This window comes from Haloferula sp. BvORR071, from assembly GCF_000739615.1.
In the GTDB taxonomy this organism is placed as follows: Bacteria; Verrucomicrobiota; Verrucomicrobiia; order Verrucomicrobiales; family Akkermansiaceae; genus Haloferula.
Window position 1 is genome coordinate 111,538 of sequence record NZ_BATP01000004.1, and the last position, 20,756, is coordinate 132,293.

Sequence of the window (20,756 nt, forward strand, 5' to 3'; positions counted from 1 at the left end):
CTGAAAAGGCGGGGACCGCTGAATTAGATGAGTTAGTCGTCCACCGGGACGGACTCGGTGGAATCCTCCATCTCCTCCTCATCCACCGGCAGGGCCTTCGGGGCGACCTTTCCTTCGCCTTCGTCAACGGGCTCCACCTTCTTGGGCTTCTTCTCCTCCTTCTTGTCGGCCTTTTGGGTACCCTCGGATTTCTCGTCGGAGTGCAGCGGTTTGACTTCCTGAGCCTTCAGGACACCGTCCTCGTTGACCTCCAGCGCCTTGCCTTCGCCTTCAGCGGGCGCGCCATCTTCCTCAACCACTTCCACCGCCTTGGGTGCCGGGGCCAGGATGTCCTTGAACTCATCCTTGAGAGGCTCAAAGAAGGATTTCACGATCGGCGCGGCGTTCTTGCCGCCGCTCGGCTTCTCGCCCTTGCTGCCTTCATACACGGCGGCGAAGGCGAAGCGCGGTTCATCGTAGGGCAGGAAGCCCGCGAACCACGCGAGGTTGCGATCGTTGTTCCACTGCGCCGTGCCAGTTTTGCCACAGAGCTCGGCGAAGCTCAGTTCCGCTGCCTTGCCCGTGCCGCCATCGACCACCGCGCGCATCCCCTTGCGAACGACAAGGATATCTTCGAGCTTGATGCCAAGCCAGTTGCGCTTGTCAGGAACCGCCTGATTGATCACCCGGCCATAGGGATCCTGAACCTGCATCACGAGGTGCAGTTTCGGCAGCACGCCGCCGTTCGCGATCCCCGCCATCGCTTGCGCGACTTGCAGCGGTGAGACTTCCAGTGAGCCTTGGCCGATCGAAAGGTTGAAGTCGTCGCCGTCCTTGAAGGGGCGCTTGTGGACCTTCATCATCCACTCGTTGGTCGGCACCGTGCCCTCGGTCTCGCCGATCAGGTCCAGGCCGGTCTTCGTGCCGAAGCCGAAGCGCCGCGCCGTGCCGAGGAAGGCATTGGCCCCTAGGTTCATCCCCACCTTGCCGAACCAAATGTTGTTCGATGAGGCCAGCGCCTGGATCACATTGATCGACCCCGCCGCCCTCTTGTTGTGGTTGTGGAAGGTGTGGTTCCCGAGCGTGATCGCCGCCGGACAGTCGATGGTCGTATCCTCGTCGATCTTCCCACTGTTGAGCGCGGTAAGCGCCACCATCGGCTTGAAGCAGGAGCCCGGCGGATACTTCGACTGGAAGGCACGGCCGAAGCGCGGTGCCGAGGGATCCTCGTCGAGAGCCTTCAACTCCTTGTCGGAAATGCTCGGGATGAACTGATTCAGGTCGAAGGACGGCCTCGACGCCATCACCAGCACCTCGCCGGTGTTCACGTCGATCAGCACGAAGGCACCGCGCTTGGACTTCTCCTTCAGCACCTGCTCCGCGTGCTTCTGCCACGCCATGTTCAGGGTGGAGACCACGGTGCCACCCGGCCGGGGGCGTCTCGGTTGTTCCTCCGGGAATTTCCGCCCGAACTCGTCGTAGAGCAGCTTCTTGATCCCGGGCTGGCCGGTCAGGTTCTTGTTGTAGAGTTCCTCCAGGCCACCGCGGCCCTCGGTCTCCTCCCACATCGGCTCCTCGAAATTGATCGGGCCGGTGGGCAGCTTGCCCATGCTCCCGGCGTAGCCGATGATGTGCGCAGCGGAATCACCGCCCGGATAGTAGCGTTGATAAACCGGATGCAGGATCAGGCCCTTCGGCAGCCCCGGCTCGATCTTTTTCTTCTCCGCTTCGTGAAGATGGGTGCTGATCAGCAGCGGCAGCCAGCGGCGGTCGTTGTAGTGATTCCAGAGCTCGTCATCGGTGGGCTCCTTGATGTCTTTCACCAGCAGTTTCGCCTTTGCCAGACGCTGGCGCGCCCAATCGATCACAAAGGGCCGGTCGGCCTTTTCAAACTGCTCGAACTGTAGGCCCAGCTGCCACGCGATCCGGTTGCTCGCGATCACACTGCCGTTGCGGTCAAGGATCGCTCCCCGCGGTGCGGGAATCGACAGCGTGATGGTCCGCGCGTTCTTGCGGTTGGTGATCGCGGAATCACTCGCCAAGCCTCCGTGCGTCAATGGATTGTCCGGCAAGGCGGCAATCTGTTGGGCGGAAGCGGCGGAGGCCAGGATGGCCCCACAGAAAAGGTGGGCGACGGATCTTCTCACTGGGCCGGAATGGCTGAATCTAGGCCGCTTCCTGCCCAAGGGCAACGCCCAAAACGCGGTTGGCCGCATTTTATGCTAGTTTTCCAGCACCCGAACCTCGTCGGCCTGCACCAGCTTGCGTATCCCCTCCGGCGTTTCGAGCAGGAGTTCCCCGCCATCGCCGATCCCAGCGACCCGGCCGCTCAGCGCACCATCTGCCGCCAGCAGCCGCACCTCCTTGCCACTCAGGGCACAACGCACGCGGAAATGCCGCAGCAGTTCACCGAACCCCGCCCCAATCTTGCCCTGCCAGACTTGCAACCGCTCCAGCACTGTCGCCAGCACCGCCGGCAGCGGCGGAGCCTCGCCACATTCCAAGAGCAGGGAGGTCGCGCTATCGCCCAAGGCTGGGGGAAAGCCCCGCACCCCGACATTGATCCCGATTCCCACGGCCACGTGATCGTCTCCGGCCTCGACCAGAATCCCCGCGACCTTTTTGCCGCTGATCCAGACGTCGTTCGGCCACTTCACCTCCGCCAGCATCCCGAAGCGCTCCAGCCCCTCGGCCACCGCGAGGCCCGCGGCCAGGGAGAGCCGCGGCCACAGCGCCTTGGCCTCACCCGGTCGCGACAGGACCGTGAAGGCCAAGCCTTCGCCCGGGGGACAGACCCAAGCGGCCCCTCTACGCCCTCTGCCAGCCTCCTGTTTGCCCGCCACGATCACCAGGCCCGCCGCGGCACCGGCCCGCGCCGCCTCACGGGCGTCGTCATTGGTCGATCCCGTGCTATCGCGGTAATCCAGCCGGAAGCCATCCGGCAGCTCCACCCCCTGCCAAAGCTGACTCATTCGCGTTTGATGAAATCGAGTGCCAGATCCAGCGCCTTCACCGAGTGGGTGATGGCACCGACCGAAATGAAATCCACGCCGCTTTCCGCAATCCCGGCAACCGTCGCCAGGGTCACGCCGCCACTGGCCTCCAGCGTCGGTGTCCTGCGCTCGCCTCGCATTTCCACCGCCTTGGCCATGTCTATCGTGCTCATGTTGTCCAAAAGGATGTAGTCCACCCCTTCCATCGCCAGGAAGCTCTCCACCTGCTCCAGACGGTCGGCCTCAAGCTCCACCTCCACCTCCGGGTGTTCCGCCTTCAGGCTATGAATTGCAGCCTGCAACTCCGCCGGATCACCACTGCTCATCAGGTGATTATCCTTCACCATCACGCGGTCGTAGAGCCCCATGCGGTGATTGGTGCCGCCGCCATCGAGCACCGCCTGTTTGTCCAGCAGGCGCCAGCCCGGGATCGTCTTGCGGGTGTCCAGAATCTCTGCCGCAGTGCCCTTCACCGCATCGACATATTGGCGGGTGGCACTGGCCACGCCGCTCATCCGTTGCATGAAATTCAGCACCGTGCGTTCCGCCGTCAGGATCGAGCGCGCCGGACCCTCCACCTTGATCAGGTAGGCCCCTTCAGCGATCCGGTCACCGTCGGAAACCAGCAGGGCGGCATGGACTGCGGGATCAACCTTGCGGAAGACCTCCACTCCAATTTCTCCTCCTGACAACACCCCTGCTTCCCGTGCCACGATGAAGCCGGTGGCCTGCCGGTCCTCCGGCACGAAGTAGCGGGAGGTGAGGTCCCCTGCCCCGATGTCTTCTTTCAGCGCGGCTTCAATCAGGCGTTCGACGGTCTCGTCCACGGCCGGAGGCTAGGACGCGATCGGCAGAGCAAGCAAGCCCTCCGGAAATCAGCGTGACAGAAGCAGGCACGCCGGGGAGTTATGGCGCGATGAGACTGCTGCTGGCCGGCCTAGCCATCTTTTCCGCTTTTGCTACGCTTTCGCAGGCAGCCGAGAAGCCCAATATTCTCTTCATCTTCGCCGACGATTGGGGGCGCTACGCCAGCATCTATCACCGGAACAGCCAGCCGGGTTCGCCTCTGTCCGCCTTGAACGAATTCGCGAAAACGCCGGTTTTCGACGAGGTGGCGAGCAAGGGCGTGCTGTTCCGGAATGCCCACGTGAACGCCCCCTCCTGCACGCCTTGCCGGAGCTCGCTCCTTTCCGGCCAGTATTTCTGGCGGACAGGCCGGGGCGCGATCCTCTCCGGCGCGCAGTGGGATCCCAGCATTCCCTCCTATCCCTTGCTTCTACGCGACTCCGGCTACAGCATCGGGCAAACTTACAAGGTCTGGAGCCCGGGCACGCCGGTCGATGCACCCTTTGGCGGAAAACGCTACGCCTATGAGAGTGCTGGAGGCCGCTTCAACAACTTCTCCGTCCACGTCACGAAACTCGCGGCGCAAGGACGACCGGTGGAGGAGTCCAAGCAGGAAATCTACGCCGAAGTGAGGGCAAACTTCCACAGCTTCCTAACAGAGCGCGATCCTTCGAAGCCCTTCCACTATTGGTTCGGTCCGACCAACACTCACCGCAAATGGCAGCGGGGCAGCGGCAAGGCGCTCTGGGGGATCGATCCGGAGGCGATGAAGGGGAAGCTTCCACCCTTCCTCCCCGACGAGCCCGAGGTCCGGGAAGATCTCGCGGATTATCTCGGCGAGGTCGCCGCATTGGATGTTTCGATAGGGGTGATCCTGGACGAGCTCAAGAAGAGCGGCCAATACGACAACACCCTGATCGTCATCAGCGGCGATCACGGCGCGCCGGGCTTCCCGAATGGAAAATGCAATCTCTACACCTTCGGCACCGGGGTCAGTCTCGCGATTGCCGGTCCGGGTGTGAAAGGCGGACGTGTGGTCGATGATTTCGTGAACCTTGTCGATCTGGCTCCCACCTTCCTGGAAGCTGCAGAGGTCGCGATTCCCGCGGTGGTCACGGGCAAAAGCCTGTGGGGAATCTTGAAGTCGGAGAAGTCCGGCCAGGTCGATCCCACGCGTACATGGACGGTGACCGGGCGCGAGCGTCATGTGGACCGGGCGAGGAAGGACTTCCTACCCTACCCCCAGCGGGCAATCCACTCCGGAAACTACCTCTACATCATCAACTTCAAGCCGGATCGCGATCCACTTGGAGACTACTCGATCCTCAATGACAAGGAGCACCTACCAAGCAGCGATCAGGTCCGGGAGGAGACCTATGCCGTGCTCCCGGACGTGGATGCGAGCCCGACCAAGGCATGGATGGTCGCGAACCACGACACGGAATTCGGGAAGCCCTTTTTCGACGCGGCCTTCGGCAAGCGCCCGCGCGAAGAACTCTACGATCTGTCCAAGGACCCCTACGAAACGAAGAACGTCGCGCAGGATCCTGCCTACGCAGAACTCCGCTCGGAACTGGAAGCCAAGCTTCTCGCCGAACTGAAACGCACCGGTGATCCCCGCCTCGAAAATGACGGGGCCTACTTCGAGAATCCGCCACTCTCTGGTCCCGCCCGCTGAAGGATATCCTCCTTCACTCCCCCACCACGCTCACCACGATCTCCCGCTGGTGCGGGTCGCGGCGGTGCTCGAAGAGGAAAATTCCCTGCCAGGTTCCGAGGGTCATGCGCCCTCCCATCACCGGGATGACCTCGCTGGTGCGGGTGAGAGCCATGCGGATGTGGCTCGGCATATCGTCCGGCCCTTCGGCGGTATGGATGAAGTAGGGCGTATTCTCCGGCACAAGGTGATCGAAGAAAACCTCAAGGTCGCGGCGGGCGTCCGGATCGGCATTTTCCATGATCACCAGACTGGCCGAGGTGTGACGGACGAAGACGGTCACGGTGCCGGTCTTGATCCCACTGCGCTGGACGATGGCGGCCACTTCCGCGGTGATCTCGAAGGTGCCTTTTCCGCGGGTGCGGACCCGAAAGCTTTCAGCGTGAGCGGCCATGGCGGAGCTAAGCTTAGCGATCACCGGCCGGGCAAGCCCGTCACTCCGCCGGCACATATCTTCTAACCTGAGGAGGAAATGTTACAGTTCGTGGATTTGCGTAGTCTGGACTTGGCTAATATCAGGCTCCCTGCTAGGAAGCCCGCCTTCTCCCACACCCCATGTTCCCCAAGACCTCGTTCTTGGGCAGGCGCGTGACTAGCCCTGTCCAAGCCCTCACCCAAGTCATCCTCCTGCTCTGCCTTTTCGTGGCGGGCAGTCTTCAGGCCCAGAATATCGCCGGCAGCGTTTCCCCGAACTCGGGCGGCAGCGACTATTCCGTGGACATCCAGAACAACAGCGGCGGCAACTGGTATTTCTATTCGAATCCCTCCCCGGCAGCCGCACGCATGTCCAAGGTCGACAGCTCGGGCATCTCCGAGAGTCCGTGGGGCACCGCAGGACAATTCGCAGCGGATCCCGGCAGCCAAGTACAGAGCCGGCTTTACCCAGGCCAGTTCCTGCGCATTTACCCGAAGACTGTGCCGGTCAATTCGACCATCACGGTGGAGTTCGCCTACGGCCCTGCCGGCACGCACTATCAGTTCCAGATCCTCGTGACCAACGGGGTGCCGGTGACCTCGCTGAATATCCTCGATCCGAATCCCACCGGCTCGTCGTCGGTGCGCTGGCGCGCGACCTTCGGCAGCCCGGTGAGCGGTGTGACCGCTGCCAACTTCGCCTTCAACAATCCGGCCAACATCAGCGGCCTTTCGATCGCCAGTGTGACGGCAGATTCCGCACAGCCATCGAGCAACTGGACGATCACCGCAAATACCGGTACCGGCAACGGGATCCTCGGCCTGAAATGGGTGGGCCACGTTTCGGAAGTGCCCACGGTTCCCAACAGCTTCACCGGCCAAAGCTACGACTTCACCTTCGGCCCGGTGGTGAATACCCAGCCGGTGGGTGGCGGCATCAACCGCAATAGCACCAAGACCCTGACCGTAGGAGCGAGCATCCGCGGCGGAGGCACGCCGAGCTACCAATGGTATGCCGGTGCTACCTTCGCCACCGCGACCGCAATCAACGGCGCAACCTCCGCCAGCTACACGCCGCCTAACTTCGCGCAGCTCGGCAGCTTCTCTTATTTCTGCAAGGTCTACAACAGCACGACCTTCACCTGGAGTGATACCGCTACCATCGTGGTCGTGGATCCACCGGCGATCACGGTCCAGCCTGCGAATCTCTTCATCGCTTCCAATAATGTGGCCTCGCCCTCAGTCACCGCGACTGGCACTTCGCTCAACTACCAGTGGTATCGCGGCACTGCTCCGGATACTACCAATCCGGTGGGCATCGGCGGCGCCAGCTATACCAGCAACGCGCTGACGGCGAATACCGCCTACTGGGTGCGGATCAGCAACGCCGGTCCGACGGTGGTGAACAGCAATACCGCCACCGTGACGGTGGTCTCCAGTCTCACCGCCGGAGCCGCCAGCTACAGCAGCACGGTGGGCACCACGCTTGGAACTGCCTTCTCGGTCACCGCCCGCGATTCCGCCAATCAGGTGGTGCCCAACATTTCGATCGTCTTCACCGCCCCCGCTTCGGGAGCCAAGGGCTCCTTCCCAAGCAACGCCGCCACTGCGACGGTGACGACGAATGCCAGCGGTGTGGCCACTGCGCCGACCTTCACCGTCGGTACCGTGGCAGGAAACTATAACGTGGTGGCCAGCTTCGGCACTCTCACGAAGAACCTTCCGATGACCAACGTGCCGGGGGCTCCTACCTCGCTGGCAATGGCCCTGCAGCCGCCAGCCTCGGTCCCAGCCGGCCAAGCCTTCTCGCCTGCGCCGGCGCTGAGCGTGAAGGACACCTACGGCAACATCTGCACCAACAACTCCTCGCTCCAGGTGACGGCCAGTCGCTCCGGTGGCGCGGGCACGCTCAAAGGCACGCTCACCGCAACCGCCTCGGCGGGAGCCGTTGTGTTCAGCGACCTGAAGCATGAGACGGCGGGCACAATGACTGTTGGCTTCGTGGCAGGGGGTATGAACATGACTTCCTCCAATGTGGCGATCACTCCCGGCGCGGCCTCTACCGTGACGGCCAGTGCGGGCTCCAGTCAGACCGTGGCCCCGGGAGCCAGCTTCCCCGTCACGCTGGAAGCCACCGTGCGCGATGTCTTCGACAATCTGGTGCCTTCCACCAACGTGACCTTCACACCGCCCGCAAGCGGAGCCTCCGCCAAGCTGGGAGGCTCGGTGGTAGCGACGGACAGCTCGGGCAAGGCCACCGTGACCGCCCAGGCAAACGGAATCCCCGGTGCTTATAGCGTTACTGCCTCGGTCGCTGGCACGCCGGGCACCTCCTATGCGCTGAAGAACGAGGGTGCGTGGGATGCCTGGCGACTCGCGGGTCTCGGCAGCTATGCCAATAGCGGCAACTCCGGCGACTTCGCCAGCCCTCAGGGTGATGGTGTGAGCAACTTCCAGAAGTATGCTTTCAACCTCAATACTGGAGCGGCAGATGGTGGCCTGATTTCCTTCGGCGGGACCAAGGGCCTGCCTGCGATCATCCGGAATGGCAGCGGCCAATTGTTCTACCAGTTCGTCCGCCGCAAGGCCTCGACCAATCCTGGCTTCGCCTACTGGGTCGAAAGCAGCAGCGAGCTGCCGGTCTTCAGCAGTCAGGATCTCGCAACCGCAACCCTGGAGTCGATCGATGCCACCTGGGAGCGGGTCAGCCTGCCCCTGAACCCAAGCGTGACGGATAAAAACCGCTACCTGCGCACGGACTTGGCCTACTCTGCCGACTTCAACAACGGCCAAGGCGCGAGCACGCTCTTGGGCAACGCGGTGGCGATTGGTCAGGCGATCCGCCTGACGGATTCGGTCAATTCTCAGAGCGGAGCAGTCATCCTGGAGAATGTGACCAACCCCGCCACACCGAAGGGCTTCACCGCCCGCTTCAAGGTCAAGATGGGGCCGACGACCAACAATGCGGCGGACGGGATGTCCTTCGCGGTGGGCGATCTCGGCACCACCTCTTGGGGTGAGGCTGGCCCGCAGACGGCACAGAACCTTGCCGTGGGCTTCGACACCTACGAGAACAACGCGGGGCAGACCAGCGCCACCGGTATCCATCTCTTCGTGAATGGCACCCACCTCCAGTTCAACGCGACGAATCCCTACACCAACGGCAACTTCGTGGATGCCGAAGTGAGCTACGACCTCGCCTCAGGAGTGACCGTCAAGTTCAACGGGGCCACGATCTTCGACAAGGTGGCGGTGCCCACATTCACGCTGACGCAAGGCGCGAAGTATGGCTTCGGCGGCCGCACCGGCGGAGCGAACGAGGTGAACGTGGTGGACGAGGTATTCATCGCGCCACGCTGATCCGCAGCTTCGAGTGCGAATCCTTCCAGCCGCCGTTCCCTCGCGGGACGGCGGCTTTTTCGCGGCTATGGGGAACCACCACTGCGCTTCAAATTCGCCATCCGCAGCGGGATGGTGATAAGCCAGACCAGACAGGCAAAGGCGAGCAATAGCGTGAGCGGTGGAAGCCACTCGAAGAGGACTCGCTCCCAAAGGGCCTTGGGAGGCGGAGGCCATGAGCCCAGCGGTTTCGGGTTATAGATCAGGGAGAAGCAACCGAAGATGCAGGTGCCTGCCGAACTGATGACAAGCTCGGTCAAGAATCCACGAAGGCGCTGGTGATCCTCCGGCGCGATAGGAAGGGTCTCCGCCCGCTGAGGCATGTCCCACTCTTCCGGTTCCTGATCGTTCATCGGCTACCGCCTATCACAAGCGGACCGGTGCCAACAACTTCGATTCACTAAGTTTGCCGGCCACACGAAACCATCCGATCATTTTCTCATTCGATTCATGACCGTTCACGCAGGATTCCTTGCCTCCTGACGGCTTTCATGCTGAGTCAGGCGGAATCATGAAACGCCGTCACTTCCTCGCCACCGGTAGTCTCGCCGCTCTCCCCGTCCCGCTTGCGGCCCAGGATGAAGTGGATCTCGTCGTCCCCCCGGGGACCGGGCGGCCGAACCGAATCGGAGTCTCGTCCTACTCCTTCTGGGGCTTCCAGCGCGAGAACCTGCGCGACATCCCGACTTGCCTCGATCACGCCGCAAGGATGGGCTTCGATGGTTTCGAGGTGCTGCAGCGCCAGTTGGTGGACAAAGACCAGATCCCCGACAACGCCACGCTGCAGAAGATCAAGCGCCATGCGTTTCTGTTAGGCTTGGACCTGATGGGCTACTCGACCCACCAAGGCTTCCTCTCGCCGGACCAAGCGAAGCGTGACGCGCAGATCAAGCATACCATTGACTGCATCGAGCAGGCCTACGCGATGGGCATTCCCACCATGCGGGTAAATTCCGGGACTTGGGGCACATCGAAGGACTTCGACGACCTAATGGCCAAACGCGGGGTCGAGAAGCCGATCGAAGGCTACACCGAGGAGGACGCCTACGGCTGGGTGATCGAGTCCTACCGCAAGATCCTGCCGGTGGCGGAGAAGTGCGGGGTAGTGCTGGGACTGGAGAACCACTGGGGACTCGGTGTGACGCCGGAAGGCGTGAAGCGCGTGGTCGACACGATCAACTCGCCGTGGCTGAAGGTGACGCTGGATACCGGCAACTTCCTGGAAGATCCCTACGACCGACTCGCGAAGCTGGCCAAGGACACAGTGCTCTTGCAGACCAAGACTTACTTTGGCGGCGGTGTGTGGTATACGCTCGAACTCGACTACCCGCGGATCGCGAAGATCATGAAGAACGCCGGCTACACCGGCTACGTCTCGCTGGAATTCGAGGGCAAGGAGGATCCACTCACCGCAATCCCGAAGAGTCTCGACTTGCTGCGGAAGGCATTTGCGTGATCCTTTCCCCATCGCCATGGAGAATGCGGGCAAGCTCCTCGTCTTCGCCGGGATCGGCATCGCGATCCTCGGTGCCGTGCTGTGGTTTGCCGGTGGCAAGGGCTGGCTGTCATGGATCGGGCGGCTGCCGGGAGATATCCGGGTGGAGGGAGACAAGGGCGGGTTCTACTTTCCGGTGGTGACTTGCATCATCGCGAGCGTGGTGCTCAGTGGATTGCTGGCGCTAGTGAGAAAGTTTTTCGGATAAGGGTCCGACCCTCCCACGAGGCATCAAACCATTTTGATCTATTTTCGTGCAATTTCCTGCGGTTTACTCAGGTATTCTGACGACCCGCATGAAACAGTTCCTCCTCCTCGCGCTTCTTCCCTTTGCTCCCGCATCCGCCGCCGAGGAAGGATTCAAGGACCTGTTCAACGGCAAGGACCTCAGTGGTTGGGTGCCCAAGAATGTGGCGGCTGACACTTTCTCGGTGAAGGACGGGATGATCGTCACGACCGGCCTGCCGATCGGCTTCCTCAGCACGGAGCGGATGTATGAGAACTTCATCATGGAGCTGGATTGGCGGCATATGAAGGAGGCGGGCAATAGCGGCGTCTTCATCTGGGGTGAGGGTTTGCCAGCGCCAGGGGTGCCGTATGCGCGCGGGATCGAAGTGCAGATCCTCGACCTCGGCTATGCGAAGAACAAAGGAGCCAACGAGTGGTTCACGACCCATGGCGATATCTTCGCGATCTGGGGTGCGAAGATGACTCCCACCGGCAAGGTCTCGGCTAACGGCGCGCGCTCGTTCCCTATGAAGGAGACAACCCTGCCCTCACCGCAGTGGAACCACTACCGAATTGAGTGCAACAATGGTGAGATCAAGCTCTCGGTGAACGGCGAGCTGACGACCACTGGCAAGGACTGCAATCCGAAGAAGGGCTTCCTCTGCCTGGAGAGCGAGGGCAGCGAGGCGCACTTCAAGAACATCCGCATCAAGGAGCTGCCTTCCACCGGCGCGAGCGAGGCACAGACGGCACGTGGCTACGAAGGCTTCAAGCAGCTCTTCAACGGCAAGGACATGGGCGGCTGGAGCACGGATAAGCCGCAGGCGTGGAGTAGCGATGGAGTGGGCTACACCGCGGCCGCCGGCGAAGAATTCCGCGGCAGCAAGCTTGTCTCCGACGGCGAGTATGGCGATTGCGTGCTCTGCGTGGATTGGCGCAGCCCCGACAAGAAGGCGGGCGGCAAGGCTGCCGTCTCGGTGAGGGGCCTTTCGATTCCCATCGGCGGCGAGGCGGGATCCGGAGCCGCACAGCCAAGTGAAAAAGCCGATCTCAAGCCGGGCGAGTGGAACCGCTTCTTCATTACGGTGCAGGGAAAGTCGGCCACGGTGGAACTGAACGAGAAGATCGTTGCCAAGGACATTCCTCTAACAGACTTGCCTGCGAAGGGGAAGATCGCCTTCGAGCACGCTGGCGATGGCGTTGAATTCACAAATGTCTTCCTGAAGCCCCTGAACTGATTTCTCCCTTTCCAACCCATGCACCGCCGCCATTTCCTCGCCACGCTTGCCGCAGCCTCGGCCCCCCTCTCCCTCCGCGCCCAATCGGCTGAAGCCGTTCTGCCGATCAAGCTCGCGCTGAAATGCGGCATGGCCAGCTTCGGTGCGAACTTGGAAGAGAAATTCCGCGGCCTCAAGGAGATCGGCTACGACGGCGTGGAACTCGACTCTCCCGGGGGCCAGAACAAGGCGGAGGCGCTCGCCGCATCAAAGGCGACCGGCCTGCCGATCCACGGGGTGGTGGACTCGATTCACTGGAAAACCCGCCTTTCCGATCCGGACGTCGCGGTGCGCGAGCAGGCCCTGCTGGGACTGCTCACCGCAATCCGCGAGAGCCATTCGGTGGGAGGTTCGGCGGTGCTGCTGGTGCCGGGCGTAGTCGACGGCAAAACGAATCACGACGAAGCCTGGGCTCGCTCGATTGAGGGCATTCGCAAAGCCCTGCCACTGGCAGCCGAGCTTGGGATCCGCATCCTGATCGAGAACGTCTGGAACCGGATGTTCTACAAGGAGGACGGTGGCAATGCGCAATCCGCGGAGCTGCTCGCGAAGTACATCGACGAGATCAACTCGCCCTGGGTCGGCTCCTACTTCGACATCGGCAATCACCAGCGCTTCGGCAAGCCGGCGGACTGGATCCGCACGCTCGGCAAGCGGATCGTAAAGCTCGATTGCAAAGATTGGAGTGTGAAGGGTGGCTTCGGGAAGATCGGCGAAGGCGAGATCGATTGGCCCGATGTCCGCAAGGCGCTCCGCGAGATCGGCTACACCGGCTGGGCCACCGCCGAGGTGGAAGGCGGGGATCAGGCCAAGTGCGGCGAGATCCTCGGACAGATGCGGAAGTATTTGTTAGGAGCGTGAGTAGCGGAACGGTTGCGCCGTTCCCGCAGGGCGAGTCTTCCCTGAAATCGGCACGGTCTTCTCGAAAGAAGATCCTCCCAGCCGGAATGACGCAGCCATCCCGCTACAGAAATGCTCCCTACTTCCAGACCGACTTCAAGGTGTGGACCTTGAGCGAGTCGAACTTCACCTGTCCACCATTCGCGACCAGGCGCAGCGGCTTGGCGCCCGGGGTCTGGCGCAGATACTTGCTGGTGAAGGTGCCGTTCACGAAAACTTCCATCGAGACGGTGTCCACGAAGATCCGAACCTTGAGCTTGCCATCCACCGCAGCCTGCGGGCCCTCGGTGCCGCTGAAGGTCTTGTCGGAGGGTTTCCAAAGTGCGGCGTGCTCATCGAAGATGCGGAAGCCGAGTTCTGAGGCATTGGAGTTAGCATCGATCACGGCCTCCACTTCGAACTGACCGCCCTTGAAATCATTGAGTGGATCAGTCTGACCGGATTCGAAGACCAAGTCCTTCCACTCCTTGGTGTCGGCGCGCAGGGCCTCCACTTCCTTCACCGGTTCCGCCCAGAGACGGAGTCCGTCGCCTTGGCGGCGCAGGGTGAAGTCCATCGGGATTGTCATCTGCAGATTGAAGGGCGCGCCATTCAGGCCCGGGCCGCCATCACGCATCCAGCCGATGTGGACGCGGCGGTGCTCCGGGGCATTGTCATAGGTCTGCCCGGCATAGGCCGCGCCGAAGTAGTGGTGGTGCGGCCCGCTCTCCGCCTTGAACTGCCGGCCATCGAAGCTGCCCAGCATGTATTTCCCCTGGGCACCCCATGCGATCCAGCGGGTCTCCTTCGGGCTGCCGCCCACTGGCAGCTCGTAGAGATCCGGGCACTCGCCATCGGTCGGGATCTTGTAGTCCCCGGTCTTCTCCCACTTCACCATATCCGGCGAGGAATAGATGCCGTAGTCACTACGGTCATAGTAGAGCGGCATGATCCAGTGCTTGGTCGGAGCGTGCCAGAAGACCTTGGGGTCACGGTTCTCCGCCTCCACGTGAGGCAGCACTGGGTTACCGGCGAACTTGGTCAGAGTCTTGCCACCGTCTTCGCTGTAGGCGACCGACTGCACGACTTTGTGATCCGGCGCGTAGCTGTGGTTGCCGTTCGCGGTGTAAGTGAATACCAGAGCATCTCCCTTCACCGGCAGGCCGGTGCTACCCTTCGGCGCGAAGATCCCGGAACCGGAATACATGTAGCCCTCCGCATCCGGGAAGAGCCCGCTGGGCTGCTCCTTCCAGTGGAACAAATCCGTGCTGGTGGCATGCCCCCAGGTCATGTTGTCCCAATTGTGGTTGTAGGGATTGTGCTGGTAGAAGAGGTGCCAGGTGCCGTCCTTCCACACGAGGCCGTTCGGATCATTGAGCCAGCCACGGCGGCTGGTGAAGTGATACTGCGGGCGTAGTGCCTCCCGGTAGGTCTCCTCTTCGCCGGGGTAGGTGTCACTGATCTTCACCTTGCTCCAGGCATCCGCGAGGCCACCGGGAACGCTACCCGTCACGGTGATTTTTCGGCCCTGGTAGTTCGCCAGGTCGGTGAAGACCCAGAAGTCCGGATTGTTCGTCAGACAGATGTCGGAATAGAGCAGCGGCTGCTCCGCTCCATCCAAGTAAGTGAAGAAGCGGCGCTTCTGGGAGGCATCACGCGTGACCGGCCAGATGAGGTAGCGGCCATTCACCGCGAACTCCTGTTTGATTTCGATCACCTTTGGCGCATCGCTCTGCACGATCTGGTCGAGATTGATGTGCCCCCAAGTTCCCTTGCGTTTGTCGGTCACGCGCAGGGTCGCAGACTTGCCGATCAGCTCGCTGGTGTCCCAGCCCTGCCACTCGAGCCGCTCCGCGCCGCCCGGGCGGTCGTAGAGGCCGCTGGCGGTGCGGACCACCTTGCCATCGACCAGCAGGTCCATGCAGGTCTCGCCGGGGAACTTGCCGCCGCCGATCAAGAAGTTGAGATACTTGCGCTCGATCTTGAAGGCCGGCGACTCCAGTGAGCCAGTGCTGTCATCGCCACCGTGATAGCCATTCAGGAGGCCTTGGCCGACGAAGCCACTCACTGGCATCTGGCCGTCCAAGGTTCCCTTGGCAGGCGCCTTACCGAATGCCTCACCGCTGGCTTTCCAGGCACCGAAGGAATCACCCTCGAAATCCATGACGACCAGATCGGAGGCGGCGGATGCGGCGGCAGGGATCAGCAGGAGTGGAAGCAGACGTGAGAGCATGGGTTGGGATGGGATGGAGTTTCGGTATTGGAACGCGGAACTCCGCTCCGCGCCTATCGCCCACCATTACATCCTGTGAAGTATCTGTCATGACAGGAAAGCCATCCTGCCAAGTTTCCTGCCGGACTTGCGGTAAAGGGCGGCCCGTTTCACCATCGCCGCGTGACCGATCCCTACCTCGACCGCTTTTCGGGCATCGCCCGGCTCTACGGCACGGCTGCGCTGGAGAAATTCCGCGGCGCGCATGTGGCGGTGGTTGGGGTCGGCGGGGTCGGTTGCTGGGCGGCGGAATGCCTCGCCCGCTCCGGGATCGGCAAGGTCACCATGATCGATGCGGACGATCTCTGCGTGACGAATACCAACCGCCAGATCCATGCGCACGACGGCACCTACGGCAAGCCGAAGGTCGGCGTGATGGCCGCGCGACTGCGCTCGATCCAGCCCGAGATCGTGGTAACCGAGCGCCAGGAATTCCTCTCCGACCGCAATGTGGACGACTTTCTCGATGGCGGCTTCGATGCGGTGATCGACGCCATCGATGCAGTGCGCGCGAAGTGCGTGCTGCTCGCCCGCTGCCGTGAACGCAAGGTGCCGGTGATCGCTTGCGGTGGTGCCGGCGGCCGGCGCGATCCCGCCGCGATCCGGGTAACCGATCTGGCGAGAACCCGAGACGACGCCTTACTGATGGCGGTCCGCAAGCGCCTGCGCGACGAGCATGGATTTCCGAAAGCACGCCCTGGCGAAAAGGTGAAGAAGTTCAGAATCGAGGCCGTGTATTCGGAAGAGCCACCGCTCTACCCGACCTGCGAGGGCACGGTGAGTCACGAGCGACCGGAAGACATGCCCGGCGGTCTGAGATGCGATGCGGGATACGGCACCGCCACCCACGTGACCGCAGTCTTCGGGATGATCGCGGCGGGACGCGCCCTCGCTATCCTGAGCGGAACAGGCGAAACCTCCTGAGACTGCCGTGAGCAAAAGCGCGATCATCATCGGAGCCTCCTCGGGGATCGGCTTGGAACTCGCGAAGCTGCTTTCAGAGCGAGGCTACCTCCTCGGCATCGCAGCGCGGCGTGTGGATCTGTTAGAGACGCATGCAAGCGGAGATCCGCGAGTGAAGCTCGTGCGGCAGATGGATCTGACTGAGCCCAAGTCAGCCGGGGTCCTCGAGGAAATGATCGGCAGTCTGGAAAGTGTCGATTTGGTGGTGATCAGTTCCGGAACGGGACATCTCAATCCCGACCTCGCGTGGAAACCCGAAGCGGAGACTATCGAGACAAATGTCACCGGCTTCGCCCGCCTCGCCGTGACCGCGATGCGCGCCTTCGAAAAGCAAGGCCACGGCCACCTGGTTGGAATTTCTTCGGTGGCCGCTTTGCGAGGTGCCGCGGAGGCACCGGCCTATGGCGCATCAAAGGCCTTCATGTCGCGCTACCTGCAGGGATTGCATTTCCGCGCGAAACGCTCGGGCCTGCCAATCCGAGTGACCGACGTACGTCCGGGCTTCGTCGATACCGCGATGATGAAGGCGGACAAACCCTTCTGGGTGGCGACTCCAGCCAAGGCCGCGGCGCAGATCGTGGAAGCCATCGAGAGCGGCCGACGAATCGTTTACGTCAGCCGCCGCTGGGCGCTGATCGACTGGCTGTTGAGGTATTTGCCGGAGTGAGGCTCGCTACCGCACGAGTCTAGCTTGCAGATGGCGGGACCATCCTGATATCTTGTTTGGGATGGTGGTGAGATATGCATCCACCCATCATGCCAATCCCCTCCCATGAACCTTGTCTTGAAAGCAGAAGACGCGCAAATCGCCCAATCTCTGTCTGCCCTCGTGAAGGTCGGCGACGACCTCTGGATCGGCGGCGATGAAGGCGTGAATGTATTCCGCATGGTGAAATCACCGGATGGCGCGGATTTCGTCCATGGCTCCGAGGTGAATCTCGTCGAGACCTTCCAACTCCCCCACCTCAAGGCCAAGGATGCAGCCTCTGAAGTCGACTTGGAAGGAATGGACTGGGACGAGAAGAATAGCTATCTCTGGCTGATCGCCTCCCACAGCCGGAAGCGGAAACAGGCGAAGCCCACCCAGAGCAAGGAGGACAACCTCAGGGACCTCGGCAAGCTGTCCTACGACCCCCATCGTTTTCTGCTCGGGCGACTGGCATTGAAAGTCGACAATGGAGTCTCCTCGGCGCTGGCCCCGGGAAGCTACAGCGGTGGGCATTTTCCCGCCCGGCTCGATTGCAAGGCGGTGGGCAAGGACCAGGAGGAAGAAGACCAAGCCACGAGTGCCGATGGGATCTCCCATAGTGAGCTATCGAAGGCCTTGTGGAATGATCCGCTGCTCGGCCCCTTCATGCAGGCGAAGACTCCAGGCAAGGACAATGGCCTGGACATCGAGGGCTTGGCTTGGGAGGGCCAAGGAGAGCGCTTGCTGGTCGGCCTGCGCGGACCGGTGCTACGCGGCATGGCCGTACTTCTGGAGATGCAATTCGATGAGACCTTCACCGGCAACGCGACGGTGGGGATGCTACGCATGAAGCCAGCGAAGGATGGCTCACTCTACCGCAGGCATTTCCTCGATCTCGGCGGCTTGTCGATTCGTGACCTCTGTTTCCATGGCGACGACCTGCTGATCCTTGCAGGCCCGAACATCCCGGCACCATGGCCCGCGACGATCTACCGATGGAAAGGCGCGAGAGCCGCACTCAACAAAGGCGAGGAAGACTTTCACTGGCGGATGCCGAAGAAGACGGAGGATCAGAAAGAAATGGAAGCTGTGAAGATCTCGCCGGAAATCGAGCCTTACCTGGCGGGAACGCTTCCCCAAGCCATCGACGAAGGAAATCCGGAGGGCCTCACCATCTGGAAGGACCGCTTGCTGCTCCTGCGGGATTCGCCAAGCGGAAGCCACCTTCCCGGTGAATCCACTGTCTTGGTGGATGAGGTGGCGCTCACCCAAGCCATCGTCTGAGCAAGCTGGGCGGCCCTTCATTCTGACCACAAAAAAGCCACCCTTCCGGGTGGCGAGCCACTGGGGTTACCAGTGGCGGAGCGGACGGGACTCGAACCCGCGACCTCCGCCGTGACAGGGCGGCATTCTAACCAACTGAACTACCGCTCCACTGGTAACTTCAGGCGCCTTGCGGCGTGCGCGGAAGCTATGGGGACCTCCCGATCCGCGCAACATCTATTTTCACTTTTTCTTTCGATTATTCGAAGCTCTCCGAGACGGCCTCCAAGGAGGCGAGATCTTCGACGGAATGGACGGTCACGTCCTTGTCGATCTTCGCCACGAGGCCAGCCAGAACCTTGCCTGGGCCAAGCTCGATGAAGGTGCGATGGCCCTTTTCCACCAGCAGCTTGATCGATTCCGTCCAGCGCACGGAGCCAGTGACCTGCTTCTCCAGCATGGTCCGGATCTCCGCAGGCTCTGCCACCACGGAAGCACCGAAATTGCAGACTACGGGAATCCCCGGAGACTGCATCGCCACGCCGGTCAACTCCGCTGCCAGCTTGTCTTGCGCGGATTGCATCAGGCGGCTGTGGTAGGCACCGGCGACGTTCAGCTTGATGGCACGGCGGATGCCGTGGTCGCGGGCCTTTTCCACTGCGGCATCAATGCCTGCGACCGTGCCGGAAAGAACAATCTGACCGGGCGCATTGTAATTCGCCACGTCCACGTCGCATTCCTTCGCCAGCGCACGCACCGCATCCTCTTCGCCGCCGATCAGCGCGGCCATCGCACCTTGGGTGGCTTGGCAGGCTTCTTCCATGAAGAGACCGCGGCGGGCGACAAGCTTGAGGCCATCCTCGAAAGAGAAAGTCCCCGCAGCGGAGTGGGCTGTGAATTCTCCGAGGGAAAGTCCGGCGGCGGCCACCGGGTTCAGTCCCCCTACCCGCTCCTTCAAGAGCGCTAGGGCCACCAATCCATGGAGATACAGGGCGGGCTGGCAGCGTGAGGTGCGGGTCAGTTCATCGTCCGGCCCCTCAAACATCGTTTGGGAAAGGGAAAAACCGAGCACTTCATCGGCCTTGCGGAAGAGGGCCCGCGCCGTCTCCGATGCCTCGTGAAAATCCTTGCCCATGCCCACTTTCTGGGCGCCCTGTCCGGAGAATAGAAGAACGACGTCGCTCATTGCGACGCCTGTCCTAGCGGGCAACAAGCCCGCGGAGCAAGCCCTCATGACCGGACACCAGGCGGGTCAGCAATTCCGGCGCGCGGGCGATCGATTCCGCCAAGGGCAGACCGAGGGATTCCAAGGACAAAGCCGCATCGAAAAGCGCCCCGGCACTCTCTTCCACCCGGCCAGCGACGGCGAGCACAGGCACCCCGGCCGCCTTGGCCATCGCGGCGACTCCGGCAGGGCCCTTGCCGCCCAGAGTCTGGAAATCCAGCGAGCCCTCGCCAGTGATCACCAGATCGGCCGCGGAAATTCGTTCCTTGATGCCAAGAGCATCGGCAACCAAATCGAAGCCCGAAACCAACTTCGCATTCGCGAAGCGCATCAGGCCGAAGCCCAAGCCACCCGCGGCTCCGGCTCCAGGAGTATTTGCCTGAACTTGCCCTGCGGTGATGACGACAAGGCGCTCCAAGGTGGCATCGAGAAAGGCCACGTCTTCCGGCGTAGCGCCCTTCTGAGGACCGAAGACCGCAGAACAGCCGCGCGGCCCCGTCAGCGGGTTATCCACATCGCAGGCCACGATGATTTCCGGCAGGGCAATGCGCTGTGTATCGTCGAGGTAGTGGACGTGGGCCAGGCAGCCCGGAGATCCCTCCATCGGGTAACCGCGTTCATCCAGAAAGCGGACACCCAGCGCAGTCGCCATTCCCGCGCCACCGTCATTCGTCGCACTACCGCCGATGCCAACGAGCAGGCGGATCGCTCCCGAAACCTCAATGGCATGACGCATGAGCTGGCCGGTGCCAAAGGTGCTAGCCCAGCGGGGCTTGCGCTCGTCCGCCGCGATCCGCCACAGACCGCTGGCCGCAGACATCTCGAGAATCGCCACCGGTCCTTCCGGACTACGATAAACACCGTAGCTCGCTTCCACTGGGCGGCCGAGGGCATCGCTCGCCGGAGCAGTGACCAGCTCGCCACCGGTCGCTGCGAGCATGGCATCGATGAAGCCCTCCCCGCCATCGGCAATCGGGCAGAACTCCGCAGTCCAATCCTCGGGCAAGCCCGAGCGAATGGCCTCACAGGCCTCGACCGCACTCAGGGAACCTTTGAACTTATCGCACGCCAGCAGGACCTTCACAGGGCGAGTGTGGAGCAAGGCGGCCTACGGGAAA

The 20,756-nt window shown here is 62.1% G+C and carries 17 protein-coding genes and 1 tRNA gene; 9 read left to right on the forward strand and 9 right to left on the reverse strand.

Features of this window, described 5'->3' with window-relative positions; all coding sequences use genetic code 11:
- Positions 1-32 precede the first annotated feature (32 nt).
- From BV071_RS03765 to nadC, 3 genes are all read right to left on the reverse strand, one after another.
- The gene (locus BV071_RS03765) at positions 33-2,126 is read right to left on the reverse strand and encodes a penicillin-binding transpeptidase domain-containing protein (RefSeq protein WP_265594044.1); all 2,094 of its coding nucleotides are present in this window, start codon (positions 2,124-2,126) and stop codon (positions 33-35) included.
- A 75-nt stretch (positions 2,127-2,201) separates the two neighbouring features.
- Positions 2,202-2,951 (reverse strand): biotin--[acetyl-CoA-carboxylase] ligase, encoded by a 750-nt coding sequence (locus tag BV071_RS03770; RefSeq protein ID WP_052572847.1) that lies wholly within the window; start codon positions 2,949-2,951, stop codon positions 2,202-2,204.
- Positions 2,948-3,799 carry a carboxylating nicotinate-nucleotide diphosphorylase gene (gene nadC / locus BV071_RS03775; protein WP_035602369.1) on the reverse strand — a complete coding sequence of 284 codons (852 nt, stop codon included), beginning with the start codon at positions 3,797-3,799 and terminating at the stop codon, positions 2,948-2,950. The genes BV071_RS03770 and nadC overlap by 4 nt, the downstream gene beginning before the upstream one ends.
- Positions 3,800-3,888: 89 nt before the next feature.
- On the opposite strand from nadC, the gene BV071_RS03780 reads away from it, so the two are divergent.
- Complete coding sequence (locus BV071_RS03780; protein ID WP_035602372.1) at positions 3,889-5,496, forward strand: sulfatase; 1,608 nt, start codon at positions 3,889-3,891, stop codon at positions 5,494-5,496.
- Positions 5,497-5,509: 13 nt separating this feature from the next.
- On the opposite strand, the gene BV071_RS03785 is transcribed toward BV071_RS03780, so the two are convergent.
- Complete coding sequence (locus tag BV071_RS03785; RefSeq protein ID WP_035602375.1) at positions 5,510-5,929, reverse strand: secondary thiamine-phosphate synthase enzyme YjbQ; 420 nt, start codon at positions 5,927-5,929, stop codon at positions 5,510-5,512.
- A gap of 194 nt (positions 5,930-6,123) precedes the next feature.
- On the opposite strand from BV071_RS03785, the gene BV071_RS03790 reads away from it, so the two are divergent.
- Positions 6,124-9,309 (forward strand): hypothetical protein, encoded by a 3,186-nt coding sequence (locus BV071_RS03790; RefSeq protein ID WP_265594045.1) that lies wholly within the window; start codon positions 6,124-6,126, stop codon positions 9,307-9,309.
- A 65-nt stretch (positions 9,310-9,374) separates the two neighbouring features.
- Here the strand turns inward: BV071_RS03790 and BV071_RS03795 are convergent, their stop codons facing one another.
- On the reverse strand, positions 9,375-9,701 hold the full coding sequence (locus BV071_RS03795) for a hypothetical protein (RefSeq protein WP_035602381.1): 327 nt from the start codon (positions 9,699-9,701) through the stop codon (positions 9,375-9,377).
- A gap of 158 nt (positions 9,702-9,859) precedes the next feature.
- Here BV071_RS03795 and BV071_RS03800 point away from each other — a divergent pair, with 158 nt between their 5' ends.
- The 4 genes from BV071_RS03800 (at position 9,860) to BV071_RS03815 (ending at position 13,209) form a co-directional block, all read left to right on the forward strand.
- Positions 9,860-10,804, forward strand: coding sequence for a sugar phosphate isomerase/epimerase family protein (locus tag BV071_RS03800; protein ID WP_035602384.1), 945 nt, complete (start codon positions 9,860-9,862; stop codon positions 10,802-10,804).
- Positions 10,797-11,051, forward strand: coding sequence for a DUF2905 domain-containing protein (locus BV071_RS03805; RefSeq protein ID WP_265594046.1), 255 nt, complete (start codon positions 10,797-10,799; stop codon positions 11,049-11,051). The genes BV071_RS03800 and BV071_RS03805 overlap by 8 nt, the downstream gene beginning before the upstream one ends.
- A gap of 88 nt (positions 11,052-11,139) precedes the next feature.
- A complete protein-coding gene (locus BV071_RS03810; RefSeq protein ID WP_035602387.1) occupies positions 11,140-12,309 on the forward strand; it encodes a DUF1080 domain-containing protein in 1,170 nt (389 codons plus the stop codon).
- 18 nt (positions 12,310-12,327) lie between these two features.
- Positions 12,328-13,209 carry a sugar phosphate isomerase/epimerase family protein gene (locus BV071_RS03815; RefSeq protein ID WP_035602390.1) on the forward strand — a complete coding sequence of 294 codons (882 nt, stop codon included), beginning with the start codon at positions 12,328-12,330 and terminating at the stop codon, positions 13,207-13,209.
- A gap of 118 nt (positions 13,210-13,327) precedes the next feature.
- Here BV071_RS03815 and BV071_RS03820 read toward each other — a convergent pair whose 3' ends face one another.
- Positions 13,328-15,460: a glycoside hydrolase family 32 protein gene (locus tag BV071_RS03820; RefSeq protein WP_052572849.1), complete on the reverse strand. Its 2,133-nt coding sequence runs from the start codon at positions 15,458-15,460 to the stop codon at positions 13,328-13,330.
- A gap of 162 nt (positions 15,461-15,622) precedes the next feature.
- Here BV071_RS03820 and BV071_RS03825 point away from each other — a divergent pair, with 162 nt between their 5' ends.
- From BV071_RS03825 to BV071_RS03835, 3 genes are all read left to right on the forward strand, one after another.
- Positions 15,623-16,423, forward strand: coding sequence for a tRNA threonylcarbamoyladenosine dehydratase (locus BV071_RS03825; protein WP_035602393.1), 801 nt, complete (start codon positions 15,623-15,625; stop codon positions 16,421-16,423).
- 7 nt (positions 16,424-16,430) lie between these two features.
- Positions 16,431-17,129, forward strand: coding sequence for an SDR family NAD(P)-dependent oxidoreductase (locus BV071_RS03830; protein WP_035602396.1), 699 nt, complete (start codon positions 16,431-16,433; stop codon positions 17,127-17,129).
- Between the two features lie 105 nt (positions 17,130-17,234).
- Positions 17,235-18,434 carry a DUF3616 domain-containing protein gene (locus BV071_RS03835; protein ID WP_035602399.1) on the forward strand — a complete coding sequence of 400 codons (1,200 nt, stop codon included), beginning with the start codon at positions 17,235-17,237 and terminating at the stop codon, positions 18,432-18,434.
- Between the two features lie 73 nt (positions 18,435-18,507).
- On the opposite strand, the gene BV071_RS03840 is transcribed toward BV071_RS03835, so the two are convergent.
- The 3 genes from BV071_RS03840 to BV071_RS03850 form a co-directional block, all read right to left on the reverse strand.
- Positions 18,508-18,584 (reverse strand) — tRNA-Asp (locus BV071_RS03840).
- A gap of 88 nt (positions 18,585-18,672) precedes the next feature.
- Positions 18,673-19,599, reverse strand: coding sequence for an ACP S-malonyltransferase (gene fabD / locus BV071_RS03845; RefSeq protein WP_035602401.1), 927 nt, complete (start codon positions 19,597-19,599; stop codon positions 18,673-18,675).
- Between the two features lie 13 nt (positions 19,600-19,612).
- Complete coding sequence (locus tag BV071_RS03850; RefSeq protein WP_265594047.1) at positions 19,613-20,740, reverse strand: glycerate kinase; 1,128 nt, start codon at positions 20,738-20,740, stop codon at positions 19,613-19,615.
- Positions 20,741-20,756 lie beyond the last annotated feature (16 nt).

Bases quoted from the DNA above. Each gene is read 5' to 3' on its own strand.
- BV071_RS03770 (WP_052572847.1), bottom strand. From the start codon at position 2,951: ATGAGTCAGCTTTGGCAGGGGGTGGAGCTGCCGGATGGCTTCCGGCTG.
- BV071_RS03780 (WP_035602372.1), top strand. From the start codon at position 3,889: ATGAGACTGCTGCTGGCCGGCCTAGCCATCTTTTCCGCTTTTGCTACG.
- BV071_RS03785 (WP_035602375.1), bottom strand. From the start codon at position 5,929: ATGGCCGCTCACGCTGAAAGCTTTCGGGTCCGCACCCGCGGAAAAGGC.
- BV071_RS03795 (WP_035602381.1), bottom strand. From the start codon at position 9,701: ATGAACGATCAGGAACCGGAAGAGTGGGACATGCCTCAGCGGGCGGAG.
- BV071_RS03800 (WP_035602384.1), top strand. From the start codon at position 9,860: ATGAAACGCCGTCACTTCCTCGCCACCGGTAGTCTCGCCGCTCTCCCC.
- BV071_RS03810 (WP_035602387.1), top strand. From the start codon at position 11,140: ATGAAACAGTTCCTCCTCCTCGCGCTTCTTCCCTTTGCTCCCGCATCC.
- BV071_RS03815 (WP_035602390.1), top strand. From the start codon at position 12,328: ATGCACCGCCGCCATTTCCTCGCCACGCTTGCCGCAGCCTCGGCCCCC.
- BV071_RS03820 (WP_052572849.1), bottom strand. From the start codon at position 15,460: ATGCTCTCACGTCTGCTTCCACTCCTGCTGATCCCTGCCGCCGCATCC.
- BV071_RS03835 (WP_035602399.1), top strand. From the start codon at position 17,235: ATGAACCTTGTCTTGAAAGCAGAAGACGCGCAAATCGCCCAATCTCTG.
- fabD (WP_035602401.1), bottom strand. From the start codon at position 19,599: ATGAGCGACGTCGTTCTTCTATTCTCCGGACAGGGCGCCCAGAAAGTG.